Source organism: Pseudomonas sp. S2_H01 (assembly GCF_054668305.1).
The window spans coordinates 124,883-151,673 of record NZ_CP162756.1; the positions used below are offsets into that span (position 1 = coordinate 124,883).

General features: G+C 61.4%; 25 protein-coding genes and 1 pseudogene. 14 read left to right on the forward strand and 12 right to left on the reverse strand.

The window, feature by feature from the left end; translation table 11 throughout:
- Positions 1–144: 144 nt before the first annotated feature.
- The gene (locus AB4N84_RS00590) at positions 145–360 is read right to left on the reverse strand and encodes a hypothetical protein (protein ID WP_074754252.1); all 216 of its coding nucleotides are present in this window, start codon (positions 358–360) and stop codon (positions 145–147) included.
- 61 nt (positions 361–421) lie between these two features.
- A complete protein-coding gene (locus AB4N84_RS00595) occupies positions 422–1,324 on the reverse strand; it encodes a LysR family transcriptional regulator (RefSeq protein ID WP_074754254.1) in 903 nt (300 codons plus the stop codon).
- Between the two features lie 122 nt (positions 1,325–1,446).
- Between AB4N84_RS00595 and AB4N84_RS00600 the strand changes: the two genes are divergently transcribed.
- The gene (locus AB4N84_RS00600; RefSeq protein ID WP_460047190.1) at positions 1,447–2,526 is read left to right on the forward strand and encodes an AbrB family transcriptional regulator; all 1,080 of its coding nucleotides are present in this window, start codon (positions 1,447–1,449) and stop codon (positions 2,524–2,526) included.
- A 33-nt stretch (positions 2,527–2,559) separates the two neighbouring features.
- Here the strand turns inward: AB4N84_RS00600 and AB4N84_RS00605 are convergent, their stop codons facing one another.
- The 3 genes and pseudogenes from AB4N84_RS00605 to AB4N84_RS00615 all read right to left on the reverse strand — a co-directional run.
- Positions 2,560–3,804, reverse strand: coding sequence for a D-mannose isomerase (locus AB4N84_RS00605; protein ID WP_460044806.1), 1,245 nt, complete (start codon positions 3,802–3,804; stop codon positions 2,560–2,562).
- A 265-nt stretch (positions 3,805–4,069) separates the two neighbouring features.
- Positions 4,070–4,933, reverse strand: coding sequence for a methyl-accepting chemotaxis protein (locus AB4N84_RS00610; RefSeq protein WP_425262237.1), 864 nt, complete (start codon positions 4,931–4,933; stop codon positions 4,070–4,072).
- Positions 4,934–4,975: 42 nt separating this feature from the next.
- A pseudogene (locus tag AB4N84_RS00615) lies at positions 4,976–5,695 on the reverse strand (MCP four helix bundle domain-containing protein); the annotation flags it as partial.
- A gap of 194 nt (positions 5,696–5,889) precedes the next feature.
- Between AB4N84_RS00615 and AB4N84_RS00620 the strand changes: the two are divergent.
- The 3 genes from AB4N84_RS00620 (at position 5,890) to AB4N84_RS00630 (ending at position 8,228) form a co-directional block, all read left to right on the forward strand.
- A complete protein-coding gene (locus AB4N84_RS00620) occupies positions 5,890–6,375 on the forward strand; it encodes a GFA family protein (RefSeq protein WP_074754260.1) in 486 nt (161 codons plus the stop codon).
- Between the two features lie 85 nt (positions 6,376–6,460).
- Entirely contained in the window at positions 6,461–8,008 is a 1,548-nt protein-coding gene (locus tag AB4N84_RS00625) for an FAD-dependent oxidoreductase (RefSeq protein ID WP_460044807.1), read from the forward strand.
- Positions 8,009–8,063: 55 nt separating this feature from the next.
- The gene (locus tag AB4N84_RS00630) at positions 8,064–8,228 is read left to right on the forward strand and encodes a hypothetical protein (RefSeq protein WP_167362082.1); all 165 of its coding nucleotides are present in this window, start codon (positions 8,064–8,066) and stop codon (positions 8,226–8,228) included.
- A 9-nt stretch (positions 8,229–8,237) separates the two neighbouring features.
- On the opposite strand, the gene AB4N84_RS00635 is transcribed toward AB4N84_RS00630, so the two are convergent.
- Positions 8,238–9,335, reverse strand: a complete 1,098-nt coding sequence (locus AB4N84_RS00635; protein ID WP_460044809.1) for an MBL fold metallo-hydrolase — start codon at positions 9,333–9,335, stop codon at positions 8,238–8,240.
- Between the two features lie 222 nt (positions 9,336–9,557).
- On the opposite strand from AB4N84_RS00635, the gene AB4N84_RS00640 reads away from it, so the two are divergent.
- Entirely contained in the window at positions 9,558–10,187 is a 630-nt protein-coding gene (locus tag AB4N84_RS00640) for a TetR/AcrR family transcriptional regulator (RefSeq protein ID WP_074754266.1), read from the forward strand.
- Here AB4N84_RS00640 and AB4N84_RS00645 read toward each other — a convergent pair.
- Positions 10,184–10,864: a DJ-1/PfpI family protein gene (locus tag AB4N84_RS00645; protein WP_074754268.1), complete on the reverse strand. Its 681-nt coding sequence runs from the start codon at positions 10,862–10,864 to the stop codon at positions 10,184–10,186. The genes AB4N84_RS00640 and AB4N84_RS00645 overlap by 4 nt on opposite strands.
- A 109-nt stretch (positions 10,865–10,973) precedes the next feature.
- On the opposite strand from AB4N84_RS00645, the gene AB4N84_RS00650 reads away from it, so the two are divergent.
- The 4 genes from AB4N84_RS00650 (at position 10,974) to AB4N84_RS00665 (ending at position 15,880) form a co-directional block, all read left to right on the forward strand.
- Positions 10,974–11,954, forward strand: coding sequence for a GlxA family transcriptional regulator (locus AB4N84_RS00650; RefSeq protein ID WP_460044810.1), 981 nt, complete (start codon positions 10,974–10,976; stop codon positions 11,952–11,954).
- A 254-nt stretch (positions 11,955–12,208) separates the two neighbouring features.
- Positions 12,209–13,558 (forward strand): GntT/GntP/DsdX family permease, encoded by a 1,350-nt coding sequence (locus AB4N84_RS00655; RefSeq protein ID WP_074754272.1) that lies wholly within the window; start codon positions 12,209–12,211, stop codon positions 13,556–13,558.
- Positions 13,559–14,419: a MurR/RpiR family transcriptional regulator gene (locus tag AB4N84_RS00660; RefSeq protein WP_460044812.1), complete on the forward strand. Its 861-nt coding sequence runs from the start codon at positions 13,559–13,561 to the stop codon at positions 14,417–14,419.
- Positions 14,420–14,422: 3 nt separating this feature from the next.
- Complete coding sequence (locus AB4N84_RS00665) at positions 14,423–15,880, forward strand: N-acyl-D-amino-acid deacylase family protein (protein WP_460044814.1); 1,458 nt, start codon at positions 14,423–14,425, stop codon at positions 15,878–15,880.
- Positions 15,881–16,144: 264 nt separating this feature from the next.
- Here AB4N84_RS00665 and fahA read toward each other — a convergent pair whose 3' ends face one another.
- On the reverse strand, positions 16,145–17,440 hold the full coding sequence (gene fahA / locus AB4N84_RS00670) for a fumarylacetoacetase (protein ID WP_460044816.1): 1,296 nt from the start codon (positions 17,438–17,440) through the stop codon (positions 16,145–16,147).
- Positions 17,437–18,753 (reverse strand): homogentisate 1,2-dioxygenase, encoded by a 1,317-nt coding sequence (gene hmgA / locus AB4N84_RS00675; protein WP_460044817.1) that lies wholly within the window; start codon positions 18,751–18,753, stop codon positions 17,437–17,439. The genes fahA and hmgA overlap by 4 nt, the downstream gene beginning before the upstream one ends.
- A gap of 110 nt (positions 18,754–18,863) precedes the next feature.
- Here hmgA and AB4N84_RS00680 point away from each other — a divergent pair, with 110 nt between their 5' ends.
- Positions 18,864–19,655 (forward strand): IclR family transcriptional regulator, encoded by a 792-nt coding sequence (locus AB4N84_RS00680; protein ID WP_460044819.1) that lies wholly within the window; start codon positions 18,864–18,866, stop codon positions 19,653–19,655.
- Positions 19,656–19,800: 145 nt separating this feature from the next.
- On the opposite strand, the gene hppD is transcribed toward AB4N84_RS00680, so the two are convergent.
- From hppD to glcC, 3 genes are all read right to left on the reverse strand, one after another.
- Positions 19,801–20,877 carry a 4-hydroxyphenylpyruvate dioxygenase gene (gene hppD / locus AB4N84_RS00685; protein WP_074754284.1) on the reverse strand — a complete coding sequence of 359 codons (1,077 nt, stop codon included), beginning with the start codon at positions 20,875–20,877 and terminating at the stop codon, positions 19,801–19,803.
- A 142-nt stretch (positions 20,878–21,019) separates the two neighbouring features.
- Positions 21,020–21,652, reverse strand: a complete 633-nt coding sequence (gene maiA / locus AB4N84_RS00690; protein WP_460044820.1) for a maleylacetoacetate isomerase — start codon at positions 21,650–21,652, stop codon at positions 21,020–21,022.
- A gap of 43 nt (positions 21,653–21,695) precedes the next feature.
- On the reverse strand, positions 21,696–22,514 hold the full coding sequence (gene glcC / locus AB4N84_RS00695; RefSeq protein WP_460044821.1) for a transcriptional regulator GlcC: 819 nt from the start codon (positions 22,512–22,514) through the stop codon (positions 21,696–21,698).
- Between the two features lie 35 nt (positions 22,515–22,549).
- Between glcC and AB4N84_RS00700 the strand changes: the two genes are divergently transcribed.
- The 4 genes from AB4N84_RS00700 (at position 22,550) to glcF (ending at position 26,769) form a co-directional block, all read left to right on the forward strand.
- Positions 22,550–22,708: a hypothetical protein gene (locus AB4N84_RS00700; protein ID WP_460044822.1), complete on the forward strand. Its 159-nt coding sequence runs from the start codon at positions 22,550–22,552 to the stop codon at positions 22,706–22,708.
- 237 nt (positions 22,709–22,945) lie between these two features.
- Positions 22,946–24,445 carry a glycolate oxidase subunit GlcD gene (gene glcD / locus AB4N84_RS00705; RefSeq protein WP_074754290.1) on the forward strand — a complete coding sequence of 500 codons (1,500 nt, stop codon included), beginning with the start codon at positions 22,946–22,948 and terminating at the stop codon, positions 24,443–24,445.
- The gene (gene glcE, locus AB4N84_RS00710; protein ID WP_460044824.1) at positions 24,445–25,542 is read left to right on the forward strand and encodes a glycolate oxidase subunit GlcE; all 1,098 of its coding nucleotides are present in this window, start codon (positions 24,445–24,447) and stop codon (positions 25,540–25,542) included. Before glcD ends, glcE begins: the two co-directional genes overlap by 1 nt.
- Positions 25,543–25,545: 3 nt before the next feature.
- The gene (gene glcF, locus AB4N84_RS00715) at positions 25,546–26,769 is read left to right on the forward strand and encodes a glycolate oxidase subunit GlcF (protein WP_460044826.1); all 1,224 of its coding nucleotides are present in this window, start codon (positions 25,546–25,548) and stop codon (positions 26,767–26,769) included.
- The last annotated feature ends 22 nt before the right edge of the window (positions 26,770–26,791 follow it).

Sequence of the window (26,791 nt, forward strand, 5' to 3'; positions counted from 1 at the left end):
GTTTGAATCCAACAAAAGCAAAACGCAGGCCATCTTGTTGAAAGCCTTTATTTACGCGGCGTCGTAGGGATTTCAGCTGCGCCAGCCCACACCAAGATGCCCCCTCAGGAGGCAGCCGTGCGTGGTTTTGGTGCCCGGCCGGATTCAACCCAGCGTCGATGACCCAATGTCCAGCTTGTCCGAGTCTTCAAACTCGTCCAGCCGCAGGTCTCCCAGGTCAAGATCGCCTTCCGGGTCACTGTCTTCGTCGGCATCAGCGTCGTTGAGTGGCGACTGGTCGCCGCCGAAATGCGGGTCTTCGTTGTTCAGAAAATACGGTGTCAGATGATGCTTGCCGCGTTTGTGTGGCTGTACGTGCATTGCAGGATTCTCCTAACGGCTCTTCATGTTCAATTTCAAGTTACTCCAGATCCCGGCGCGATCACACCCAGCTGAAAAACGATCCGCCGTCCTCGCGCAGCATTTTCGCCATGGCGTGAGCGGCCGGAGACAGGTAGCCCTCGCGGCGCAGGATCACGCAGATGGTCCGCGCCATGGTGGTATTTTCCAGCGGCACCTCCCGCAGGTATTGCATGTTCTTGCCATATTCGAGGGTTTCCCTGGCGATGAAGCTCAACAGACGGGTCTGGGCGATGAGCCGGGGCAACAGGGAAATGGAATTGGCTTCGATCTGCACCACCGGCAGCGGCAGGTTGTGCCGTGCGAACGCCTCGTCGACCCAGATCCGCGAAGACACACCGGGTGGCGGCAACACCCAGCGGTAGCTGCACAGGTCGCTCATCTGAAACGGCGCGTTGAAGATCGGATGATTGCGACTGGCGATCACGACCGCCTCGTCCGTGAGAATAGGGTGGGCCGTGAACTCGTCTTCAATGCTGCGTTGCGCGCAGATGATCATGTCCAGATGCCCCGAGCGCAGCTGCTCGCGCAGCATGTCATCCTGCCCGATCACCAGTTTCAGGGTGATGTCTGGCGCGCGCTTGAGTAACGCGTCAGTCAACTCCGGCAGCAGGTATTCAGCCATCGTCGAGGCACACCCCAAACGAATCTCGCCCACCGCCCCGCTGGCGAAATCACGAACCTCTCGCTGGGTCTGGGCAATGCTTTGCTGGAGCATTTTGCCCCGGGCTTGCAGCAGCTCGCCGACCGGCGTGAGCTTGATCCGCCGACCGTCGCGCTGAAACAACTTGGTGCCAAACGATTCTTCCAGGCGCTGAATGCTTTTGGTCAGTGCAGGCTGGCTGCGATTGAGTTTTTCAGCCGCACGCCCCAGGTGACCGAGCTCAGCGATAGTTTCGAAATAGGTCAGGTCACGCAGGTCCATATATCAACCAAAGTTATCAATTCATGATTATTAGAAAATAGACTTGATCAATTCAACTGTCGATACTTCCCGGCATTGGACACACTTCCACCAGGAACCTGCCAATGCTCTGGAGATCCTCGTTGTCACGCCCTGCACCCTTTTCCCTCGATTCCCTGCCTTCGCTTGTGCAGTGGTCGCTGCTCATCGTTCTGGCGGGCAGCGCCGGTCAGGCCTTCAAATACTTTCACGTTCCCGCGGCGTTGTTTCTTGGCCCGATGCTGGTCGCCATCGGCTTCGGGGTTTGCGGCGCGAACATCCGGCTGCACAAGCATGTGTTTCGCCTGGGCCAGGGCAGCGTCGGCGTGCTGGTCGCGCACTCAATGACCATGGGCGTGTTGCTCACTGCCTTGCACTCCTGGCACGTGATGGTGTTCGCCACCCTGCTGACCGTGGCCTTGAGCGCCGTGGTCGGTATCGGCCTGGCGCGCTGGGGCGGTATTCAAGGCAGCACGGCCGCGTGGGGCACTTCGCCAGGCGCCGCGTCGGCGATGGTGGCGATGTCCGAGGATTACGGCGCCGACTCGCGTGTGGTTGCAACAATGCAGTACGTGCGGGTGGTGTGCGTGGTGATGGTCGGCGCGTTGGTCAGCCGCCTGATCGGCGCTGACGTGGGCGGCACCGATGCACACAGCAGCGATGCCCTGCTGCAAGGCGCCAACCTGCTGAATCTTGGCCTGAGCCTGCTGGTGATCGTGGTGGGCGTGACCCTCGGATCGAAGGTTCCGGCCGGCGCCTTGCTGGTGCCGCTGTTACTGGGGGGCGCGCTGCAATTAAGTGGCGTCCTGCAGATCGTCATGCCGACCTGGCTGCTGGCAATCGCCTATGGCGCCATCGGCAGTTACATTGGGCTGCGCTTTGATCGGGCCACCATCCGTTATGTCTGGCGGCGGCTGCCGGCGATGATTTTCGGCGCACTGCTGTTGATCCTGCTCTGCGCGATCTCCGCCTGGGTGATCGCCGAAATGATGGGCAAGGACTTCCTCTCGGTGTACCTGGCGACCAGCCCTGGTGGCCTGGACGCCATGGCGATCATCGCCATCGACACCCACTCCGACGTTGGCTTCGTGCTGGCGATGCAGACCCTGCGTCTGTTCGGGGTCATTGTGACCGGGGCCTACATCGCGCGGCAGGTGATTCGGGTAACCCAGCGCCTGGCCTGACGGGTCAGCGGCAGGATCAAAAGCATTGCCGTCTCACTGCAGATGCTCCAGCGCAGTCGCCAGACTTTGCGCCAGCGGCAGAACCGGCAGCAGGGTCGCCTGATAGGCGTGATAGAGGTCTGGTTTACCAGGCCAGATATCGGCGCTGGGTTGATTCTGCGGGTTCAGCTCATGTCGCCAGCTGCCCTGCTCACGGTCGATGAACAGGGTTTCGTTGAATTCCCAGAACGTGCGGTACCAGGTTTCGTATTGCTGCTCCCCCGTGCGTTGCAGCAGCGCCGCCGAGGCCGCGGCGGCTTCGGCGTGGGTCCAGTGCAAACGATGGCGAACCACCGGGCGATTCTCCCAGTCGAGCGTATAGACAATGCCCGGCGCGCCGTCGACATCCCACCCGAACCGGCAGGCATTTTCAAACAGCAACCGCGCGTCTTCCACGAGCCAGGACGGCGTCTCCAGTTTGGCTTTCTGCCGCGCGGCCTCAAGGTGCAGCACCAGCCGCGCCCACTCGAAGGCATGGCCCGGCGTGGTGCCGTAAGGGCGAAAGCCGTCATCCGGCTTGTCGGCGTTGTACTCGGGAACAGGCTGCCATTGCAGCGTGAAGTGTTCGATGACTTGATGGTTGTTGGCGGCGGCGTGCTCATGAATCACCCGCTCGACGATGCGCAGCGCGCGGTCCAGCCAGCGGGCATCCCCCGTGACGTCCGCCAGCGCCAGAAAAGCTTCGGTGCTGTGCATGTTGCTGTTCGCGCCGCGATAGGCTTCTTCCTGGCTCCAGTCGCGGGCGAACGACTCGCGCATGGCGCCTTCTTCCTCGCTCCAGAAACGCTGACTGATCACTTGAATGGCCTGCTCCAGCAGCGCCTTGGCTCCAGGTCGTTGTGCGACAACGGCAGAACTGGCCGCGAGCGCGACGAAGGCGTGGAGGTAGGCGGCTTTGCCGGTATCGGCACTGTGCTCGAGCGGTTTGGCGAACCAGCCGCCATGCTCGGCGTCGCGCAATGGGCCGGCCAGCGCAGCAACGCCGTGATCGACCAGCTCGGCGCAACCGGGAATGCCGTTGATGTGGGCCATGGCGAAACTGTGGGTCATGCGCGCGGTGTTCATGGTTTCGGCAATGGCGTCGGCGGGGAGGCGCCCCTGCTCGTCCAGATTGCCAAAGCCCTGAGGCAACTTCGACGCCTTGGCGAACGCCAGCAGCCGATTGCCTTCTTGCGCCAGCCACGCCTTGTGTCCGGGGGAGCGCAGCCAGCTGCTGAAACCGCGATTCACATTATCCATTGCCATTCACCTATCTGCTCGGCAGGTTCAGCCCGCCAGGAATTATTAGTCGGGGCGAATCATGCAAGCCAACCGCGGTGCAGGCAAGTGAATGAGATGAAACGTTTATGCAGGACGCATGCAACACCTGAAACCTGTGGGAGCGAATTCATTCGCGAAGCGGCATGGCAAGCGACAGTTGCGTGTCGGCTGTACTGGCCAATCGCGAATGAATTCGCTCCCACAGGTTTTTCTTAAGTCACCGGAAAAAGCGCCGTGAGCGGGATTAAACCCGGAAACGCGTCACGACCTGATTCAGCTCACCCGCCAGACGCGACAACTCATTGCTCGACGCGCTGATCTGGTTGGCACCCGAGGAAGATTGCAGCGACAGATCACGAATGTTGACGATGTTGCGGTCCACTTCCCGCGCCACCTGCGCCTGCTCCTCGGCCGCGCTGGCGATCACCAGGTTGCGTTCGGAAATCTGGTTGATCGACGACGTGATGCGGGTCAGCGACTCGCCCGCGCCCTGCGCCAGCTCCAGCGTCTCGGACGCCCGCGAGCGACTGATCAGCATCGACTCCAGCGCTTCGCTGGAACCGCTGCGCATCGTCGAGACCATCTTGTCGATTTCCAGCGTCGACTGTTGGGTGCGATGCGCCAGTGCCCGCACCTCATCCGCGACCACCGCAAAGCCTCGGCCCGACTCACCTGCGCGGGCCGCTTCGATGGCCGCGTTCAACGCCAGCAAGTTGGTTTGCTCGGCAATGGAGCGAATCACATCCAGCACCTTACCGATGTCCTGAGACTGATCGGCCAGGCTCTGCACCAGCACCGAGGTGTGTTGCACATTGCTGGAGAGGTTCTGGATTGAGGTCACGGTTTCAATGACCCGTGCCTGGCCATCCTGGGCGGCGGTGTTGGACTCGCTCGACGCCTGAGAGGTGGACACGGCATTGCGCGCCACTTCCTCGACCGCCGAGGTCATCTCGTTGACGGCCGTCGCCGCCTGCTCAATTTCGGCGTTCTGCTGATGCAGACCACGGTGACTGTCTTCGGTCACCGAGTTCAGCTCAGTCGCGGCGGACGCCAACTGACTGGCGGAGCTGCCGATCAGGCTCAAGGTGCTGCGCAGATTGTTTTGCATCTGCTGCAAGGCGTTGAGCAAACGCGTCACTTCGTCTTTGCCTTCGACGCGGATGTCGTGGGTCAGATCGCCCTTGGCCACGAACTCAGCCGCAGTGACCGCCTGTTCCAGCGGCAGAATGATGCTGCGGGTCAGCCACAGTGCGAGTATGACCGTCGCCAGCGCCGCGATCAGCACGAACACCAGGACCACCGTGCGCGACTGCCCGTACTGCGATTGCGCAGCCACCCCCTCGAGCTCGACCTGATGCGAATAGAAGTCGCCCAGATCGCCCAGTTGCGTACCTGAGTTGTCGACGGCGGTTTTCATGTCCACCAGCAGCAGTGTGTTCAACGCTTTCAGATCGCCGCTTTCCGCCAGCACGAACGAGCGGGCCAGCCCGCGCTGATAGTCAGCCAACGTGCCGCGAAACTTGTCGTAGAGGACCTTTTCTTCAGGTGTATCGATGAAGGCGTCGAGGCTGCTCAGCTTGTCGGCGAGCACCTTGGCGCGGGCATCCATTTGCCCTTTGTAGACGCTGACGTTCTTGGGGTCGGTGTCCAGCGCCATGCGCAGCGAGATGGTACGGATGCGCAGCATGGCTTCGCGGATGTCGTTGACCAGTCGCATGCTCGGCATCCAGTTGCTCTCGACCGCCACTTCGCTTTGACGAATGTTGGACATCTGGGTCAGGGCAAACCAGCCCAGCAGCGCCACCAGCAGGGAGATCAGGGTGAATCCAAGGCCCGCACGGCGGGCGATGGTCAAATTGCGTAGATTCATGACCGTTGGCTCGTTGTTATAAGTGGCAGTGGTCGTATCTCATCGTACGACTATCGCTTATCGACGGTCGCTGTCGCTTCTTGAGGGCCCGCCACATGAAGAAAACGAACGGCTGTTCGAGAAAAACTGCGAACCCCACGACCCAGAGCGGTCTAGACCTAAGTGTCCCTGATCACCAGCACGGAGAAAAAGCCATGCACCTGGAAGGTTCCTGCCATTGCGGCGCGGTCGAGTTCAGTCTGACGAGCGCCCACCCCTACCCTTATCAACGTTGCTACTGCTCGATCTGCCGCAAGACCCAAGGCGGTGGCGGCTATTCCATCAACCTGGGCGGCGATGCAAAAAGCCTCAAGGTCAAAGGCAAAAACAGCATTGCCATCTACCACGCGAAGATGCGCGACGAACACCATCACGTCCACACCAGCAGCGCAGAACGACACTTCTGCAAGCAGTGCGGCAGCGGGTTGTGGCTGTTCAGTCCGCAATGGCCGGAGCTGATCCATCCGTTCGCCTCGGCCATTGACACACCGTTGCCGACGCCGCCGGAACACACGCATTTGTTGCTGAATTCAAAAGCGCCGTGGGTCGAAGTCCAGGCCGGGCCCAAGGATCAGCAGTTCCAGCAGTACCCCGATGAGTCCATTGCAGACTGGCATGAGCGCCTGGGGCTGGTGCGCTGACCCACTCATTTGATGCGCCCGGCAGATTCGCTGAACCTCTTCATGCGCGGCCCACTCCCAAAAGAAAGCCTGGGAGGAAAGTCACATGCCTATGCATCGGGTCGCTAGCCTGGCCGATCTTCGTCAAGATCGCGGTTTTCAGGTTGAAGTTGGCGAGACAAAAATCGTTTTGGTCCGTGACGGTGAAGCGGTGCGCGCGTATCAAGGCGAGTGCCCTCATGCGGGTGCACCGCTCGCCGATGGCGCCGTGTGCAACGGCCATCTGATTTGCCCTTGGCACAAGGCCGAGTTCGCCGTCCATGACGGGCGCCTGTGTGAGCCGCCTGCGCTGAACGCGCTGAGGCGTTATGCGACGCAGGTGATCGACGATCAGATCCACGTCGACGATCAGCCCGTTCAGACCGCGCCGCAGATACGCGCCGACGACGACCGCTGCTTCGTCATCATCGGTGCAGGCGCTGCAGGCACAGCTGCGGCCTGCGCATTGCGGGAAAAGGGCTTCAACGGCCAGCTGCGGCTGATCGACCGCGAAGATTCACCGGGTTACGACCGCACGGCATTGAGCAAATTCGTGTTGGCGGCAGAGATGCGTCCCGATGAAACGCCGCCGCTGCGCGAAGACGCCTTCTATGACGAGAATCACATCGAACGCATTCAGGGCGAGGTGATGAAGCTGGACGTCATCAACAAACGCGTGACGTTGGCGGACGGACGACGTTTTGCTTATGACGCCGCGTTGATCGCCACCGGTGGCGAGCCCCGTGCGCTGCCTTTGATCGGCGCTGATCTGCCGCAAGTGCTGACGTTGCGCTGCCGAGATGATGCGAAAAAGATTCTGGCGGCGGCACAACCGGGGCGTCACGTATTGATTGTCGGCGACAGCTTTATCGGCCTGGAGGCGGCGTCCGCGCTGCGTAAGCACGGCGTCAAAGTGACGGTAATCGCCCGCCACGAAGTGCCGTTCGCGAAACAGCTTGGCGAGCGGATCGGTAAGGCGATCCGCGCGCTGCATGAACAGAACGGGGTGTTGTTCCGCACCCATGTCGAGGTCACTTGCTTCGAAGGCGACGGGGACACTGAGGAAAAACGTCTGAAGGTGGCGGTGTTGAGCAACGGTGAACGGATGCCGGTCGATGCCGCATTGGTTGGCATCGGCGTGGCGCCGGCGACGCAGTTCATCGACGGCATTGAGCTCGAAGAGGACGGATCGCTGTGGGTGGATGCCGGAATGCAGGCAGGCAAGGGTCTGTGGGCGGCGGGCGATATCGCGACCTTCCCGATCAACGACACCCCGCAACGCATCGAGCACTGGCGTCTGGCGCAACAACACGCGCGCATCGCGGCGAGCAACATGCTCGGCGACGACAAGCATTACAGCGATGTGCCCTACTTCTGGACGTTCCACTTCGGTAAACGTCTGGACTGTCTGGGGCATGCCGAAGACTGGGACGACATCGTCTATCTCGGCGAGCCCGAAACATTCACGTTCCTCGCGCTGCTCTGCAAACAAGGGGTAGTCAGAAGCGTCGTGGGATGCGAGCGCGAACGTGAAGTCGCGTTGCTGGCTGAACGGATGAAACAACCTTTGTTCAAGGACGAAGCCTTGATGTTGATCCACCAGCTCAGCCAGTGAACGCCGCAGGCGCCGCGCGCATTGAACTCAGCTGTTAACTAACGGAGAACATGTGATGCCTAAAGAATCCAGCCGTGAAGACCTGGACCACCAACCTGACAATGCGGGGAAAGTGGGCGAGCAGCACAAGCAGGCCAATCAGCAAGGCGAACAGCCCAGGCACCCTGGCCAACCAGAAGGTGATGAACAGGATCGGGATCAGAATCACAACAAACCCTGATCCCGCCCTTTAACCTCGACTGGTCGCCTGCTGCCGATCGCAGCGACGACCACGGCGGCGCGGCGCCTCGGATTCAACAGCCTTTTCGACCTTCATCCACCAGGCCTCGCCGCGGCTTGGGTACTGTACATAGAACGGCTGGCCCATTTCCGGTGTGGTGATCGAGATACTTCGATCCCACGCCAATGCCAGAATGCGGTCGAATGGCTCGTGCCAAGCGTGCATGGCCAAGTCGAACGTCCCGTTGTGAATCGGCAGCAGCCACTTGCCGCGTACGTCGATATGCGCCTGCAGCGTCTCCTCCGGTTGCATGTGCACATCCGGCCAGTCCACGTTATAGGCCCCGGTTTCCATCAACGTCAGGTCGAACGGGCCGTATTGCTCGCCGATGAGTTTGAAGCCGCTGTGATAACCGGTGTCGCCGCTGAAGAAAATCCGCTGGTCACCGTCGATCATTACCCACGAACACCACAGCGTTTGGTTGCTGTCACTGAAACTGCGTCCTGAAAAGTGCTGCGCGGGCGTTGCGACAAAACGAATGCCATGAATCTCGGTCGACTCCCACCAGTTCAACTGCTGAACCTTCTTTGCGTCCACGCCCCACTTGATCAGCGTATCGCCCACACCCAGCGGCGCGATGAAGTGCTCGGCCTTGTCCTTCAGCACTTGAATCGTCATGTGGTCAAGGTGGTCGTAGTGGTTGTGGGAAAGGATCACCGCCTTGAGCGGCGGCAGGTCTTCCAGGCTGATGGGCGGCTGGTGGAAGCGTTGCGGGCCAGCCCATTGGATCGGCGACGCCCGTTCGGCGAAGACCGGGTCCGTCAGGAAGTACTGATTGCGCAGCTTGAGCAACACCGTCGAGTGGCCCAGCCGATAGACCGTGTTGTTCGGGGCCGCGAGCAGTTGCTGACGCGAGAGCGGCTGCACCGGGATCTCGCCCACAGGACGGGTGTGGCGAGGTTTGTTGACCATCGCGTTCCAGAAGATGCGCAATGTCTTGAGAAACCCGGAGCGCTTCATCGGCTTGTGATTGAGATAGCGGCCCTCTTGCCGGGATAGAACGGGCAACGAGGAGGCGTTATCGAGGTTTTTTTCGATCGAGGCCATGAGGTGCTGACTCCATGAAACGGGTGGAGGTTTCTGCGACGGCGGACGCATTGCAGAATGTTGCATACGACGGAAAGAAGTAAGCGGCAATTTGTAACCGTGTTTTACACTACACAGTGTAGTTTCAAGCTTGCACGATCGTCAAAGAGAAGTAAACTGCCCGGTGTAATTTTATTGTCGGGAGTTCGCCCGACCTGCGTCCAACCCTTTAGAAGCGATGCCATGACTGCTCCCCTGCGACTGACCGACCGAAAACGTGAAGCCATTGTGATGGCGGCGATTGCCGAATTCCGGGACAACGGTTTCGAGGTCACGAGCATGGACCGCATCGCGGCACGGGCCGAAGTCTCCAAGCGCACGGTGTACAACCACTTCCCGAGCAAGGAAGAGCTTTTCGCCGAGATGCTTCAGCGCCTGTGGGCCAGCGCCACCGCACAGCCCGAGGCGATCTACCGCCCCACCCTGCCCTTGCGTGATCAGTTGCGCGACTTGCTCGACGCGAAGATGAAGACCCTCGGCGACAGCAATTTTATCGACCTGGCGCGCGTCGCCATCGGTGCGACCATCCACTCCCCCGAACGCGCTCAGGCGTGGGTCAACCGTTTGAACGAGCGTGAGGAAACGTTCACGGTCTGGGTGCGCGGCGCCCAGCAGGACGGCCGCCTCAAGGCCGTCGAACCCGGTTTCGCCGCGTCACAGATTCACGCCCTGCTCAAGGCCTTTGCCTTTTGGCCGCAAGTCACCCTCAATAAACCACTGCTGACACCCGAGGAGCAGGTGTCGGTGGTGGAATCGGCGCTGGACCTGTTCCTGTGCTGGTACGAAGTCCCCGCCTCCTGCTCGCCCGCTTAACGACGGCCTGCTGTCACCCGTTCGACGATCTGCTGACGCGCGACCAGTCCAGGCGTTGCCCGCTCCGTGGCAATCGCCAGCACGTGGGCAGGCGCTGTGTCCGGACGACCGGCATTGAACGGTGGCGCGGGTGCATATTCCAGCTGCAGTTGAATAGTCTGCGATGTGTCTGCATCGAAGATTTCGCTGATCAGCGTCAAGGCGAAATCAATGCCTGCGGTCACGCCGCCGCCGGTCATCAGATTGCCGTCGCGAACGACCCGCTCCTTGACCGGGATCGCCCCGAACTTTTCCAGCAAGCCATGGGAGGCCCAGTGAGTCGTCGCGCGCTTGCCCTCCAGCAACCCCGCAGCGCCCAGGACCAGCGCGCCGGTGCAAACCGACGTGACGTATTGGGCATTGGCGGCCTGCTGCTGAATGAACGCCAGCGTTTCGGCGTCTTCCATCAGGGCGTCCACGCCTACACCGCCCGGCACACAGATCACGTCGAGGTCAGGGCAATCGTCGAATGTGCAGGTCGGCGTCAACGTCAGGTGGGTGCTGGACTGCAGCGGGTCGCGGTTTTTCCAGACCAGATGCACCTCGACACCCGGCATCGTGCAGAAAACGTCGTAGGGACCGGTGAGGTCCAGCTGTTGAACCTTGGGAAATACCAGCAAGCCGATATGCAGAGTCATGGGGTTCTCCAGTGAGAGGTCGATTGGACGAATTCACTGTAGCCAGATACGCTCTGGCGGATACGCCATAACACCCACAATTTCCGCCAACCCTCTGATGAGGTGCGCCATGCCCGATCAGCCCAGACCCATCCACATCCTGGCGTTCCCCAACGTGCAATTGCTCGACGTCAGCGGCCCGTTGCAAGTCTTCGCGTCGGCGAATGTGCAGATGCTGGAGAACCATCTGCCAGCGCCCTATGTGCCCATGGTCATCGCCAGCGAGAATGGCAGCGTGGTGTCGTCGGCAGGCCTTGGTCTGCACACTCATCCGTTGCCGGATACACCGTCGGACACGCTGATCATCGCGGGTGGTCGTGGCGTACACACGGCGTTGCTCGATCAGGGCTTGCTGCACTGGGTGCGTGCCCAGGCCGCCCGCGCGCGACGGGTGGCATCGGTCTGTACGGGCGCGTTCATGCTGGCCGAAGCCGGTGTGCTCGACGGGCATCGAGTGGTGACCCACTGGGACAGTTGCGATGAACTGGCCCGGCGGTATCCGGCGTTGCAGGTCGATCCGGAACCGATCTTCATCAATGAGGAAGCACTGTGGACCTCGGCCGGCGTCACGGCAGGTATTGACCTGGCGCTGGCGATGGTCGAAGCCGACCTTGGCCGACACATCGCCCTCGCCGTGGCGCGGGACCTGGTGGTGTTTCTCAAACGGCCCGGTGGCCAGTCCCAGTTCAGCACTGCACTGTCGATGCAACAGGCCACACGCGGACAGGACAGCCGCTTTGGCGACCTTCACGCCTGGATTCTCGACAACCTTGCGAGCGACCTTTCCGTTGCCACCCTCGCGGCACAAGTGGGCATGAGCGAGCGCAGTTTCGTCCGGCATTACCGTGCCCATACGGGTAACACGCCCGCACGCGCCATCGAACAGTTACGCGTTGAAGCCGCCCGGCGCTTGCTGGGCGACAGCGCGTTACCGATCAAGCGGATCGCCGACCGGTGCGGCTTTGGCACGGAGGAAACATTGCGCAGAAGCTTCCTGCGCGCAGTGTCGGTGACGCCACAGGCGTACCGTGAGCGGTTCAGCGCGGGATGACGCCTGCGCTAATCGTTTAAGAAATTAATTTTCATAAATTGATATTTGTATCTGAATTCGTGTAATTTAATTTTCATCACGAAATCAGAGATAACAATAATGCCTGCCTGTGATCGTCGTTTTTCGACCCCCGCTTTATCGCGTGCGCCTTCTGCAACACCCACTGCCGAGAGTGTTTTCACCGCTTGCCTGCGCCCGGACTGACGTCCTTTCGCCCAGCCTGGCCTCCCTCTTTCTCTGCAAGGAACCGTTGCATGCCACCGTCTACCGGCCTTTCTCTACTGGTCTACGCAGCCATCGCGATCATCGCCCTGATCGTCCTGATTGCGCGTTTTCGCCTCAACCCCTTCGTCGTCATCACCCTTGTTTCCGTGGGCCTGGCCCTGGTCGCCGGCATGCCCGCCACCTCGGTGGTCAGTTCCTATGAAGGTGGCGTTGGCAAGACACTGGGTCACATCGCGTTGGTCGTGGCGCTGGGCACCATGCTCGGCAAGATGATGGCCGAGTCCGGCGGCGCCGAGCAGGTGGCGCGCACGCTGATCGACCGCTTCGGGGAGCGCAACGCGCACTGGGCGATGGTCTGCATCGCGTTCCTGGTGGGACTGCCGCTGTTCTTCGAAGTCGGCTTCGTCTTGCTCGTGCCCATCGCCTTTACGGTCGCACGGCGTGTGGGGGTCTCGATCCTGATGGTCGGCCTGCCGATGGTCGCAGGCCTTTCGGTGGTGCATGCGCTGGTTCCACCGCACCCTGCAGCGATGCTGGCGGTTCAGGCCTACCAGGCTTCAGTCGGTCAGACGCTGTTCTACGCCATCCTTATCGGTATCCCGACCGCAATCATTGCCGGTCCGCTCTACGCAAAGTTCATCGTGCCGCACATTCAGCTGCCGGAAGAAAACCCGCTGGCCAAGCAGTTTCTCGACCGCGAGCCGCGCAAGCAACTGCCGGGCTTTGCCATCACCATGGCGACCATTCTGCTGCCGGTCTTGCTGATGCTGCTCGGTGGCTGGGCCAACTTGATTTCCACACCCGGCAGCGCGTTCAACAGCTTTCTGCTGTTTGTCGGCAACTCCGTGATCGCCCTGTTGCTGGCGACCTTGCTAAGCTTCTGGACCCTGGGCATCGCGCAGGGCTTTAACCGAGACGCGATCCTGAAATTCACCCAGGAATGCCTCGCGCCCACGGCCAGCATCACCTTGCTGGTGGGTGCGGGGGGTGGCCTGAACCGGATTCTCGTCGACAGTGGCGTGACCAACGAGATTGTCAGCCTGGCGCAGGATTTTCATCTGTCCCCGCTGTTGATGGGCTGGTTGTTCGCGGCATTGATGCGCGTGGCGACCGGCTCGGCGACCGTGGCCATGACCACCGCCTCAGGCATCGTTGCCCCGGTCGCGATGGGCCTGGGCTATCCGCATCCGGAACTGCTGGTGCTGGCGACCGGTGCGGGCTCGGTGATCTTTTCTCACGTCAACGACGGCGGCTTCTGGCTGATCAAGGAGTACTTCAACATGACCGTGGCGCAAACCTTCAAGACCTGGACGGTGCTGGAAACGCTGATTTCCGTCATCGCCTTCCTCTTCACCCTTGGCCTGGCCCAGGTGATCTGAGTGGACATCCTTTACCAGATCCGCGCTCGCCAGGATTCATTCAGCGCGGGTGAAGGCCGCATCGCCCGACTGATTCTCAGCGACGTTGCGTTCTGCGCCAGCGCCAGCCTCGACGAGTTGGCCGCGCGCGCCGAGGTCAGCAGCGCCACGCTGTCGCGGTTTGCGCGCTCGATCGGCTGCAAGGATCTGCGCGATTTGCGCCTGCAATTGGCCCAAGCCAGCGGCGTTGGTACTCGGTTTCTCAATCCGGAACAGGCGCCTGAGCAATCGGCGTTTTTCACCCAGATCGTCGGCGATATCGAGTCGACGCTGCGCCAGCATCTGGCCGGGTTCGACGACGCCCGCTTCAAGGCTGCCGTTGCCCTGCTGACCCCGGCACGCATGATTCACAGCTTCGGCATGGGCGGCTGTTCGAGTCTGTGCAGCGAAGAATTACAGACCCGTCTGGTGCGCCTCGGCTACCCGATCGCCGCCAGCCGCGATCCAGTGATGATGCGCCTGATCGCCGCCACCCTCGGCCCGGATCACAGCCTGATTGTGTGTTCATTGAGCGGTCGTACGCCCGAACTGCTCGATGCCGTGAGGCTTGCGCGCAGCTATGGCGCGAAGACCGTGGCGATCACCCTGCCCGACTCTCCGCTGGCCGGTCTCGCCGATGCGGTGTTGCCATTGCAGATCGCCGAAACCAATTTCATCTACAAACCCACGGCAGCGCGTTACGGCATGCTGCTGACCATCGACGTGCTCGCCACCGAGCTTGCGCTGATCGCCCCGGATGACAATCAGGAGCGGCTGCGGCGCATCAAGCTGGCCCTCGATGATTACCGCGGCGGCGACGACGGCCTGCCGCTTGGAGACTGAACCATGCTTTACGATTTGATCATTCGCGACGCGCTGGTGATCGACGGCAGCGACACGCCAGGCTACCACGCTGATGTTGCCCTTCGCGACGGCCGCATTCAGCGCATCGGCGACCTGAACGGTGTCTCGGCCAAGGAAGACATCAACGCTGCCGGCCGGGTGCTGGCGCCGGGCTTCATCGACGTGCACACCCACGATGACACCGTGGTCATTCGCCAGCCGGACATGCTGCCGAAGATCACTCAAGGTGTGACCACGGTGATCGTCGGCAACTGCGGGATCAGTGCCTCGCCGGTCACCCTGGCCGGTGATCCACCCGACCCGATGAACCTTCTGGGTCCGGCCAAGGCCTTTGCGTACCCGCGCTTCATGGATTATCGCAACGCCGTGGACAAGGCGCGTCCAGCGGTCAACGTCGCGGCCTTGGTCGGCCACACGGCCTTGCGCAGCAACCATCTGGACAACCTGTTCCGCACGGCCACGCCCGAGGAGATCAGCGCCATGCGCGACCAGTTGCGCGAGAGTCTGCAGGACGGCGCGCTGGGGCTTTCCACCGGACTTGCCTACGCCTCGGCTTATTCGGCCGACACCGACGAGGTCAAGCAACTGGCCGAAGAACTGACCGACTTCGGCGCGGTGTACACCACGCACCTGCGCAGTGAGTTCGAGCCGGTGCTGGAAGCGATGGACGAAGCATTCGCGATCGGTCGCCATGCCCGCTCGCCGGTGGTGATTTCCCACCTTAAATGCGCCGGCGCCGGCAACTGGGGTCGCAGTCCGCAGCTGTTGGCCTCGCTGGAAAAAGCCGCTCTAACGCACCCGGTCGGCTGCGACTGCTACCCGTACGCCGCCAGTTCCTCGACGCTGGATTTGAAGCAAGTCACCGACGCCCACCGCATCACCATCACCTGGTCGACGCCTCACCCGGATCAGGGCGGCCGTGACCTGAACGAGATCGCCGCGCACTGGAACCTGTCGCTGGAGGATGCCGCCCGCAAGCTTCAACCGGCGGGCGCGGTGTATTACGGCATGGACGAGAACGACGTGCAGCGCATCATGAAGCATCCGTTGTCGATGATCGGTTCGGACGGCCTGCCGGAAGACCCGTTCCCGCACCCGCGCCTGTGGGGGGCTTTCCCGAGGGTGTTAGGGCATTTCAGTCGGGACGTGGGGCTGTTCCCGCTGCACACCGCCGTGCACAAGATGACGGGGCTGACCGCCACGCGCTTTGGCCTGCATGAGCGTGGGTTCGTGCGTGAGGGATATTGGGCCGATCTGGTGCTGTTCAACGCCGAGACGGTTCGCGATGTCGCCGATTTCAAAGAACCGAAGCGCGCAGCCGAAGGGATCGATGGGGTTTGGGTCAATGGACACTTGAGTTATGCCGACGGCAAGCCGCAGGGCGAAAGACACGGCAGGTTCCTGCCTCGTGAAGGTTCGTTGGTTTCGGGATTCACTTGATACAACAAGGTCTGGACAAGCACGCTGAAACTGTGGGGGCGAGCTTGGTCTGGGCGGCATTCCGACGAATGCGGTGGGTCAGCGACGTCAATGCTGAATGACTCACCGCGTTCGTCCGAAGTGCGGCCCATACCCTAGTAACCTCGGACGTCTCCTACAAGGACCGCGTCGCTGGAAAAGCCCTGTGAGATCACGCAAAACCTGTGGGAGCGAGCTTGGGCTGGGCGGCATTCCGACGAATACGGCTCCTACACGTATCGCGGCTTACCCCACCACCACCCCACGGCATTCGCCAAACCCGATGCTCACCTCGCCATCCTTGCGGCAGCGCGCTTTGAGGATCACTTCGTCGCCGGCTTGCAGGAATGTGCGCGTCTCGCCGCTGGACAATTCGACCACCTGTTTCCCGCCCTCGGTCATCTCCAGCAAACTGCCGAACTGCCCGGCTTGCGGACCGGACAATGTGCCGGTACCGAACAGGTCGCCCGGCTGCAGTTTGCAGCCGTTGACGCTGTGATGGGTGACCATCTGCGCGACGGTCCAGTACATGTTCAGCGTGTTGCTCAGCGCCAGGCGTTGTGGCGCAAGGCCTTGCTGTTTCATGTGCGCGGTAAGCAGCAATACCTCCAGCTCGATGTCCAGTGCGCCATGTTGCTGGTCATGTTCATCGAACAGATAGTCCAGCGGTTTCGGGTCGCCGTCCGGCCGCGCGGGTTGTGCCCTGCGGAACGGCGCCAGGGCTTCAGCGGTCACCACCCACGGCGAAATACTGGTGGCGAAGCTCTTCGACAAAAAAGGCCCCAACGGCTGGTATTCCCAGGCCTGCAGATCTCGCGCCGACCAGTCGTTGAGCAGGCAGAAACCGGCAATGTGCTGGCTGGCTTGCGCGATTGGAATCGGCTCGCCCGCTTCGTTGCCCTGCCCCATCCAGACGCCCACTTCCAGCTCGTAATCAAGCCGCTTGCTCGGCCCGAATACCGGCGCCTCTGCACCCGGTGCGAGTGTCTGACCCTGGGGACGTTTGACTGGTTCCCCCGACACGCAGAGCGTGGATGCTCGGCCGTGGTAGGCGATGGGAACGTATTTGTAATTGGGCAGCAGCGGGTTATCGGGGCGAAACAGCCTGCCGACATTCATCGCGTGATGGATACCAACGTAGAAGTCGGTGTAGTCGCCGACCTGCGCCGGGAGGTGCATCTGGCAGTCACTCATCGGTTGCAACAGGTTGCCGAGTGCCTGCAGTTGTTCGCGCTGCGGGCTGTGTTCATCCAGCAACTGCAACAAGCGGGAGCGCAAGGCCTGGCGAGCAGAAGCGTCCAGCGCAAAAAACTCATTGAACTGACTGCGACTGGCGCCTTCTGCCGCCACTTGCGCAGCGCCACTGAACAACCCTGCCTCCAGCGCGACCTGCAGATCGAAAATGAAGTCGCCGATCGCCACCCCGCCACGTTTGCCGAGGCCCGGAACACTGAACACGCCGAATGGCAGGTTCTGCAGCGGGAAATCAGGGTGATCGTTGGCGCTGGTCACCCAACTGCGGGGGTGTCGGGAAGTGCTCATCGTTGGCTGTCCGTATCGAAGGGTTTGAACGTTCTGGCGATGCCCTTCCAGCAGGCATCGTAGTCGCTTTGCAATTGTGGGCATTCCAGCGCATGACGGCTGGGGCGCAGGACCTTGCCAGTCTCGAACATGAACGCCATGGTCTGTTCGATCTTGTGCGGTTTAAGGTCCGCGGCCATGGCCTTCTCGGCCGTGGCGTTGTCCGGTCCGTGGGCACTCATGCAGTTGTGCAGGGAGACGCCGCCGGGCATGAAACCCTCGGCTTTGGCATCGTAGGCGCCGTCGATCAGGCCCATGAATTCGTTCATCAGGTTGCGGTGGAACCACGGCGGACGGAAGGTGTTTTCCGCCACCATCCAGCGCGGCGGGAAGATCACGAAATCGACGTTGGCTTGCCCGTGAACCGCGCCCGGCGAGGTCAGCACGGTGAAGATCGACGGATCAGGATGGTCGTAACTGACCGTGCCCAGGGTGTTGAACAGGCGCAGGTCATATTTGTAAGGCACGTTGTTGCCGTGCCAGGCCACCACGTCGAAAGGCGTGTGGTCGAGGGGTGCGCTCCACAGCTCGCCAAGGAATTTCTGCACCAGTTCGGTGGGTTGTTCGCTGTCCTCGAAGTGCGCCACCGGCGCCTGGAAGTCGCGGGGATTGGCCAGCCCGTTGCTGCCAATCGGCCCGAGGTCTGGCAGGCGCAAGGCACAGCCATGGTTCTCGCAGATATAACCGCGCGCCATTTCGTCGAGCAGCTGAACGCTGAATTTCAGGCCACGGGGCATTACCGCTATTTCCTGCGGCTCGATGTCCAGCAGGCCGAGCTCAGTGACGATGCGCAGGCGCCCCTGCTGCGGAACGATCAACCATTCGCCATCGGCATTGAAGAATGCGCGCTGCATGGAGCGGTTGGCGGCGTACACATACACGCTGACGCCTTCAGCCTGATCCGCCGCCGACGTGCTCGCCAGGGCGATCAGACCGTCAATGAAATCGGTGGGCTCAGTGGGCACGTCAAACGCATTCCAGCGCAGGCGATTGGGGGTGATCGGTCCTTGCTGCTGGCCGGTGATCTGCCGCGTCAGACGTTGGTACTGAGGGTGCGCCGCCGAGGGCTGGATACGGTACAGCCAGGTACGCCGGGCTTCGGCGCGAGGGACAGTGAAGGCAGTGCCTGAGAATTGTTCGGCGTAGAGACCGAGGGGGTGACGTTGCGGCGAGTTCTGTCCCACCGGCAAACCGCCCGGTACGGCCTCGCTGCTGAATTGATTGCCGAAGCCGGATTGATACCTCAAAGCCTCGGATGCAGGTGCTGTGAACATCTCGACCTCTTGTTTTTATTTTACGTAAACAGATTACGCATAACGTAATTTGAGTTTGCAGGTCGGTCAAGCTATAAAGCAGCCTTTCCAGACCGGCGCACGCCCCGCTCATGACCGAAGAATCCGCAATCCCCGCAGGCTCGCGCCAACAGAAAGTGCAGTCCGCCGAAGTCGGCGTCGGCATTCTCAAAGCGCTGGCCGAACTCGCCCCCGCCACCTCGTTGTCGAAACTCGCCGAATACGTGGGCATGCCTGCCAGCAAGGTGCATCGTTACTTACAGGCATTGGTGGACAGCGGCTTCGCCGAGCAGGACCCGGTCACCAACCATTACCGGTTGGGACGTTCGGCGCTGCAGGTCGGCCTTGCGGCGCTGAGTCAGCTGGACGTGCTCAAGACCTCGGCACCTGAACTGATTGCGCTGCGCGACGACCTCAATGAAACCTGCTTCCTCGCGGTGTGGGGCAACAAAGGCCCCACCGTGGTGTATGTCGAGCAATCGCTGGGCGCGGTGACGCTGGTCACGCAGATCGGCTCGGTGCTGCCGCTGCTCAGTTCATCGACTGGGCTTGTGTTCGACACCTTCCTATCGCCCGCCGAGACGGCAGCGCTAAGAAAAGCGGAAGCCGCGTCCCTGAACGCGAAACAGCTGAAGGACATCGATCGCCACCTCGAGGAAATCCGCAGCACCGGCGTGCATCAGATTCATGGCATGCTGATGGCGGGCGTCAACGCCGTGTCGTCACCGGTGTTCGCCATGGGCCACACGCTGGTGGGCGTGGTGACCGTGGTGGGCTCGGCATCGGTGCTCACCGATGAACGCCAGGCGCTGGCAGCGCAGAAGCTGTTAAACACAGCCCAAGCGATCAGCGCGCGGATGGGCGGTGAAATGCCGAAGGTCTGATCCCTGATACGGCTCGGACACCGATAAACCCTGTAGGAGCGGATTCATTCGCGATTGCCGGTACGACCGACAAATCTCTTTCGCCTGAAACATTTTTCGCGAATGAATTCGCTCCTACAGGCAGAACAGCGCCAGACGCCGCAGATCAATCCGCCGTCAACACCCCACGCCGCAACTGGTCGCGTTCGATCGATTCAAACAGCGCCTTGAAGTTGCCCTCGCCGAAGCCGTCATCGCCCTTGCGCTGGATGAATTCGAAGAACACCGGCCCCATCAGGGTTTCCGAGAAAATCTGCAGCAGCAGGCGCTGGTTGCCGCCGTCTGATGTGCCGTCCAGCAAAATGCCGCGCGCCTTGAGTTCGCTTTCCGGCTCGCCGTGGTTCGGCAGTCGCCCTTCGAGCATTTCGTAATAGGTTTCAGGCGGGGCCGTCATGAACCGCATGCCCAGGGCCTTGAGTCGGTCCCAGGTGTCGATGAGGTCTTCGGTGAAGAACGCGACATGCTGAATGCCTTCGCCGTTGAACTGCATCAGAAACTCTTCGATCTGGCCAGCGCCCTTGGACGACTCTTCGTTGAGCGGGATGCGGATCATCCCGTCCGGCGCGGTCATCGCTTTGGAGGTGAGCCCCGTGTATTCACCCTTGATGTCGAAGTAGCGAATTTCGCGGAAGTTGAACAGTTTCTCGTAGAAGTTGGCCCAATACGCCATGCGCCCGCGATAGACGTTGTGGGTCAAATGGTCGATGAATTTAAGGCCTGCGCCCTCAGGGTGACGGTCGACGCCTTCGATGAACACGAAGTCGATGTCATAGATCGAAGTGCCTTCACCAAAACGGTCGATCAAATACAGCGGCGCGCCGCCAATGCCCTTGATCGCAGGCAAACGCAACTCCATCGGGCCTGTCCCGATCTCGATCGGCTGAGCACCGAGTTCCAGCGCGCGTTTGTAGGCCTGCTGCGAATCCTTGACCCGGAACGCCATGCCGCACACAGAAGGACCGTGCTCGGCGGCGAAGTAGGACGCTTCGCTATGAGGCTCGTTGTTGAGGATGATGTTGATCGCACCCTGACGGTACAGCGCCACGTTCTTGGAACGGTGGTTGGCGACCTTGGTGAAGCCCATCATCTGGAACACCGGCTCCAGCGTATTGGGGGTCGGCGAGGCGAATTCGATGAATTCGAAGCCCATCAGGCCCATCGGGTTTTCGTAGAGATCAGTCACGGTCTTGCTCCTGCTAAAAAGTGAGAGGCACAGCGGCGAGGGTCACAGTTCAGCGGGTGGCGCACAGGGAATGCCCCGTACACTGCGGGCGAGGAAGTCGCCGAAGATCAGTTGCAGACCGAAGATTTTCATGAAAGAGAGGTTACTCCGGCTTGTCGGATTGCGCATCAGGGTGCGCGGCCTGAAAGGCCGGATGCTGCAACGCCAGCGCCTCGACCCGGCAGATGCGCGGGAACGCGGTCAGGTCGACATTGAAGCGGCGTGCCGCATACAGCTGCGGTAAAAGGTAAACATCGGCCAGGCCCACCTCGCCGAAACAGAAGCCTTCGTCGCCCATCATCGCTTCAATCGCGGCAAAGCCCTCACCGATCCAGTGTCCAATCCAGGCCGTCACGTTGCCTTCGTCATGCCCAAGACCGCGCAACCGATTGAGCACCGCGACGTTGTGCAGAGGATGAATGTCGCAGCCGATCAACGCAGCCACCGCTCGATGCCGGGCTCGCTGAATCAGATCCCCGGGCAGCAACGCCGGGAGGGATGCACGCTCTTCCAGGTATTCGATGATCGCCATCGACTGGATGATGACCTCGCCCGTGTCGAGCCGAAGCGCGGGAACGCGACCCTGAGGATTGATCGCCAGGTAGTCAGGTTTGCGATGCTCGCCGCCGTCGCGGATCAGGTTGACGGGGATGGCATTGACCTCCAGCCCTTTCAGCGCCAGGGCAATCCGCACCCGGTAGCTGGAGGTTGATCGGTAGTAGGTATAAAGATCCACGGGCAGGCCTTCGCGTTGTTTTCTTGTTTTATTCGTAAACGATTTACGCAATGCGTAAATTGCGGCAATACCTGTCAGCTGTCAAGGTCAGGTCCACCCCCTCCAGCCGCAAGGTGGCCCGCACCAGTCGCTGCTCTTCGTTCTCGATCTCGCGCAGGCTGTCGCAGATGCTCTGAATGTGCGCCACGGCCGCCTTGCGCGCCTGTTCCGGCAGCCGCCCGGTGACGGCGTTGTAAAGCCGCGCATGATGGCGGTCGATCTGGCGCTTCTGCGCTTCGCGGTGGTAGAGGTTGTTGACTGATGCAAACACCGTGTTGAGTAACAGGTCGGTCAGCGAGCGCAGGGTCTGGACCAAGACCGGGTTGTGCGAGGCCTCGCAGATTGCCAGGTGGAAGGCATGATCGAGGCGTGCGTGTTCGGAGGCCGACAGTTCATGGTCGTGAGCGGCAACCAGCGCGTCGTAGGCCCGGCTGATCAGCACGAAATCAGCGTCGGTCCCACGCAAGGCTGCCAGGCGAGCGGATTCCCCTTCCAGCAGGCTGCGCACCTCGAACAGGTCGTACAGCGTGCGAGGTTGAGAGGCGAATAAGTGCATCAAGGGCGAGGCGGCGGTCAGCCCCAACCCACCCATCTGGGCGACGAACGAGCCCTTGCCTTGTCGGGTCTCGATGATACCTCTGGCGCGTAACAGCTTGAGCCCTTCACGCAGCGCCGTGCGCGATACGCCGAGCTTCTCGGTCAGGCGCCGCTCGGAGGGCAACAACTGCCCGACCTTGAGCACACCGTCGACGATCAGCCGTTCGATACGCTCGCTGACCACATCGGCGACTTGAGGCGCGAGCTTGTTTGCAGGCGTTTCCATTGATCCAGCGTCCGCGATAGGGGTGATTCCTGTGCATGCCTGTAGGAGTCGGCGTGCTGGCGAACGCAGAGGGTCAGCTACCCTTTAGCTTTCTGCCTGACCGCATTCGCCAGCAAGCCGGCTCCTACAAGACAGCGTTCTTTGATCAAGCATTGGAAGAGCAGTATCCATTCACGCCGAACCAACTGGTATGACCAGTGATAAACGTGAAGATATCGAGGAAACGACCCGATACCAAGACCTTGATAAGCAACCAATTTTTCAACAGACGTTGTGCAAATGACAAAAAAAACTGGTTCGACCAGTGCTTTAAGACATGGACAGTAAGACGCTCACAGCCAATGATGCAAGTCAGCGGTAGAACGTTCCGTCAAAGAACGGGCCCTCCATAAAACCGCTTTATATAAAAACAACAGGGTTGCGAACCCATCATGAATATTCTGTACGACGAACGCGTCGATGGCGCGTTGCCTGCTATCGACAAGGCTCAGCTGCTTCAGGCCCTGCAAGCGCGACTGCCTGATCTGGACATCCTCCATCGCGAAGAAGAACTGCGTCCTTACGAATGCGACGGCCTCTCCGCCTATCGCACCACCCCGATGCTGGTGGTGCTGCCGGAGCGGGTCGAACAGGTCCAGACGCTGCTCAAGGTCTGCCACGAGCGCGGCGTGCCCGTCGTGGCGCGCGGCGCGGGAACAGGCTTGTCCGGTGGCGCCCTGCCCTTGGAAAAAGGCGTGCTGCTTGTGATGGCGCGCTTTAACAAGATCCTGCATATCGACCCCGCCGGACGTTTCGCCCGTGTTCAACCCGGCGTGCGCAATCTGGCCATTTCTCAGGCTGCTGCGCCTCACGACCTCTACTACGCACCCGACCCGTCGTCGCAAATCGCCTGTTCCATCGGCGGCAACGTCGCGGAAAACGCAGGTGGCGTGCACTGCCTCAAGTACGGCCTGACCGTGCACAACCTGCTCAAGGTCGACATCCTGACCGTCGAAGGCGAACGTATGGTGTTGGGCTCGGACGCACTGGACACGCCCGGCTTCGACCTGCTGGCGCTGTTCACCGGCTCCGAGGGCATGCTGGGCATCATCACCGAAGTCACCGTCAAGCTGTTGCCCAAACCGCAAGTCGCGCGGGTGCTGCTGGCGGCGTTCGACTCCGTGGAGAAAGCCGGGCGTGCGGTGGGCGACATCATCGCCGAGGGGATCATTCCGGGCGGGCTGGAGATGATGGACAACCTGGCGATCCGGGCCGCCGAAGACTTTATTCACGCGGGTTACCCGGTCGACGCCGAAGCCATTCTGCTGTGCGAACTCGACGGCGTGGAAGCCGACGTTCACGACGACTGCGACCGGGTTCGCGCCGTGCTTGAAAAAGCCGGCGCCACCGAAGTGCGCCAGGCCAAAGACGAAGCCGAGCGCGTGCGTTTCTGGGCCGGTCGTAAAAATGCGTTTCCTGCGGTGGGTCGGTTGTCACCCGATTACTACTGCATGGACGGCACCATTCCGCGCCGGGAATTGCCGGGCGTGCTCAAAGGCATCTCGGCCTTGTCCGAAGAATACGGGCTGCGCGTGGCCAACGTGTTTCATGCCGGCGACGGCAACATGCACCCTTTGATTCTGTTCGATGCCAACCAACCGGGCGAGCTGGACAGGGCCGAAGCGCTGGGCGGCAAAATTCTCGAGCTGTGCGTGAAAGTCGGCGGCAGCATTACCGGCGAGCACGGGGTCGGCCGCGAGAAGATCAATCAGATGTGCGCGCAGTTCAACAGCGACGAACTGACGTTGTTCCATGCGGTAAAAGCGGCGTTTGACCCCAGCGGCATGCTCAATCCCGGCAAGAACATCCCGACGCTGCATCGTTGCGCCGAATTCGGTGCGATGCACGTGCACATGGGCAAGCTGCCCTTCCCTGAACTGGAGCGTTTCTGATGGGTGCCGAACGTCAACCCCATTTCACCGCGCAGGATCGCGACGCCAGCGACGTGCTGCAGGAACAGGTTAACCAAGCCATTGAAAGCGGCCTGCCGCTGCGTATTCAGGGCGCCAACAGCAAGTCATTCCTGGGCCGGGAAGTCGCCGGGGAAGTGCTCGACACTCGGGCTCATCGCGGCATCGTGACGTACGACCCGACCGAACTGGTCATCACTGCCCGCGCCGGAACCCCGCTCAGCGAACTCAACGCTGCGCTGGACGATGCCGGACAGATGCTGCCGTGCGAGCCGCCCACCTTCAGTGACGGCGGCGTAGGCGATGCAACGGTGGGCGGCATGATCGCGGCGGGCTTGTCCGGTCCGCGCCGGCCTTGGTCAGGCTCGGTGCGCGATTTTGTTCTCGGCACACGCGTCATCACCGGTTTGGGCAAACACCTGAAATTCGGCGGCGAGGTGATGAAAAACGTCGCCGGTTATGACCTTTCGCGTTTGATGGCCGGCAGTTTCGGTTGCCTGGGATTGATCACCGAAGTCTCACTGAAAGTGCTGCCCAAGCCACGCCTGTGCACCAGCATCGCATTGGAGATGGACAGCGCCCGTGCCCTCGCCCGCTTGGCTGAGTGGGGCCAGCAGCCGTTACCGATCAGTGCGGCCAGTCACGATGGCCGTGTGCTGAGGCTGCGCCTGGAAGGTGGCGAAGGCTCGGTGGCGGCGGCCCACGATCGCCTGGGCGGTGAATCCATCGACCCGGCTTACTGGCGAGCGCTGAACGAGCATCGGCTGGACTTCTTCACCGATGGCCGACCGCTGTGGCGGCTGTCGCTGCCGACCAATACCGCTGTGCTCGACCTGCCGGGCGATCAATTGATCGACTGGGGTGGCGCGCAACGCTGGCTCAAATCCGACGCCAGCGGCAGCGAGATTCGCGCCATCGTCAGCGCGGTTGGCGGGCATGCGCTCTCTTACAGCCACGGCCTGGACGACAGCCCGTTTCAGCCCTTGGCAGCGCCGCTCCTGCGCTATCACCGCCAGCTCAAGGCGCAACTCGATCCGCACGGAATCTTCAATCCGGGCCGAATGTACGCAGAGATCTGAACCATGCAGACCACCCTGAGCGAACAGGCAAAACGCCTGCCCCGCGGCGAAGAAGCCGAAAGCATTTTGCGCAGTTGCGTGCATTGCGGTTTCTGCAACGCCACCTGCCCGACCTACCAACTGCTTGGCGATGAGCTGGACGGCCCGCGCGGGCGAATTTACCTGATCAAGCAAGTCCTGGAAGGCAAGGAAGTCACCGAGAAAACCCAGCTGCACCTGGACCGTTGCCTGTCCTGCCGCAACTGCGAAACCACCTGCCCGTCCGGCGTGAATTATCACAACCTGCTGGACATCGGTCGTGCCGTGGTCGACGCCGCCGTGCCCCGTCCCCTGAGCCAGCGCATGTTGCGCGAGAGCCTGCGCGCCGTGGTGCCGAACGCCGGCCTGTTCAAGACGCTCACGCAGATGGGCAATTCGTTTCGCCCCCTGCTGCCGGGCTCGCTCAAGGACAAGTTGCCCGGCAACATTCGTCCGGCCAAAGCCCGCCCCACGCAACAACATGCCCGGCAGGTGCTCATTCTTGAAGGCTGCGTGCAGCCGGGCCTTTCACCCAACACCAACGCCGCAACCGCGCGGGTGCTGGATCGCCTGGGAATCAGCGTGAAATCGATCGCGCAGGCCGGGTGCTGCGGCGCGGTGGATTACCACTTGAATGCACAGGAACAAGGCCTGGACCGCGCCCGGCGCAACATCGATGCCTGGTGGCCGAGCGTGCAGGCCGGTGCCGAAGCCATTGTGCAAACGGCCAGCGGTTGCGGTGCGTTCGTCAAGGATTACGGCCAAATGCTGCGCGACGATCCGGCGTACGCCGACAAGGCAGCCAAAGTCAGCGCCCTGACCAAAGACCTGGTGGAGGTGCTGCGTGTCGAACCCCTGGAAAAACTCGGGGCCTGCACCAGCGCAAAACTGGCGTTTCATTGTCCCTGCACCCTGCAGCACGCGCAGAAACTCGGCGGCGCGGTGGAGGCGGTGCTGACCCGACTGGGGTTCAACCTGACCACGGTTCCTGACAGTCACCTATGCTGTGGCTCGGCAGGCACGTACTCGATCACCCAACCGGTGCTGTCGAAGCAATTGCGCGACAACAAAATGAATGCGCTGGAAAGCGGCCGACCTGAGGTCATCGCGACCGCCAACATCGGTTGCCAGACCCACCTGGCCAGCGCGGGCCGCACACCGGTCAAGCACTGGATCGAACTCATCGAGGACGCGCTGCATCCAAGTTGATCGCAGACCGTCTTCTCCCTTT

Coding starts and splice junctions, on each gene's coding strand:
- AB4N84_RS00590 (WP_074754252.1), bottom strand. CDS start 360: ATGCACGTACAGCCACACAAACGCGGCAAGCATCATCTGACACCGTAT.
- AB4N84_RS00595 (WP_074754254.1), bottom strand. CDS start 1,324: ATGGACCTGCGTGACCTGACCTATTTCGAAACTATCGCTGAGCTCGGT.
- AB4N84_RS00605 (WP_460044806.1), bottom strand. CDS start 3,804: ATGGATAATGTGAATCGCGGTTTCAGCAGCTGGCTGCGCTCCCCCGGA.
- AB4N84_RS00610 (WP_425262237.1), bottom strand. CDS start 4,933: ATGCAAAACAATCTGCGCAGCACCTTGAGCCTGATCGGCAGCTCCGCC.
- AB4N84_RS00620 (WP_074754260.1), top strand. CDS start 5,890: ATGCACCTGGAAGGTTCCTGCCATTGCGGCGCGGTCGAGTTCAGTCTG.
- AB4N84_RS00625 (WP_460044807.1), top strand. CDS start 6,461: ATGCCTATGCATCGGGTCGCTAGCCTGGCCGATCTTCGTCAAGATCGC.
- AB4N84_RS00630 (WP_167362082.1), top strand. CDS start 8,064: ATGCCTAAAGAATCCAGCCGTGAAGACCTGGACCACCAACCTGACAAT.
- AB4N84_RS00635 (WP_460044809.1), bottom strand. CDS start 9,335: ATGGCCTCGATCGAAAAAAACCTCGATAACGCCTCCTCGTTGCCCGTT.
- AB4N84_RS00640 (WP_074754266.1), top strand. CDS start 9,558: ATGACTGCTCCCCTGCGACTGACCGACCGAAAACGTGAAGCCATTGTG.
- AB4N84_RS00645 (WP_074754268.1), bottom strand. CDS start 10,864: ATGACTCTGCATATCGGCTTGCTGGTATTTCCCAAGGTTCAACAGCTG.
- AB4N84_RS00650 (WP_460044810.1), top strand. CDS start 10,974: ATGCCCGATCAGCCCAGACCCATCCACATCCTGGCGTTCCCCAACGTG.
- AB4N84_RS00655 (WP_074754272.1), top strand. CDS start 12,209: ATGCCACCGTCTACCGGCCTTTCTCTACTGGTCTACGCAGCCATCGCG.
- AB4N84_RS00665 (WP_460044814.1), top strand. CDS start 14,423: ATGCTTTACGATTTGATCATTCGCGACGCGCTGGTGATCGACGGCAGC.
- fahA (WP_460044816.1), bottom strand. CDS start 17,440: ATGAGCACTTCCCGACACCCCCGCAGTTGGGTGACCAGCGCCAACGAT.
- hmgA (WP_460044817.1), bottom strand. CDS start 18,753: ATGTTCACAGCACCTGCATCCGAGGCTTTGAGGTATCAATCCGGCTTC.
- AB4N84_RS00680 (WP_460044819.1), top strand. CDS start 18,864: ATGACCGAAGAATCCGCAATCCCCGCAGGCTCGCGCCAACAGAAAGTG.
- glcC (WP_460044821.1), bottom strand. CDS start 22,514: ATGGAAACGCCTGCAAACAAGCTCGCGCCTCAAGTCGCCGATGTGGTC.
- AB4N84_RS00700 (WP_460044822.1), top strand. CDS start 22,550: ATGCCTGTAGGAGTCGGCGTGCTGGCGAACGCAGAGGGTCAGCTACCC.
- glcD (WP_074754290.1), top strand. CDS start 22,946: ATGAATATTCTGTACGACGAACGCGTCGATGGCGCGTTGCCTGCTATC.
- glcE (WP_460044824.1), top strand. CDS start 24,445: ATGGGTGCCGAACGTCAACCCCATTTCACCGCGCAGGATCGCGACGCC.
- glcF (WP_460044826.1), top strand. CDS start 25,546: ATGCAGACCACCCTGAGCGAACAGGCAAAACGCCTGCCCCGCGGCGAA.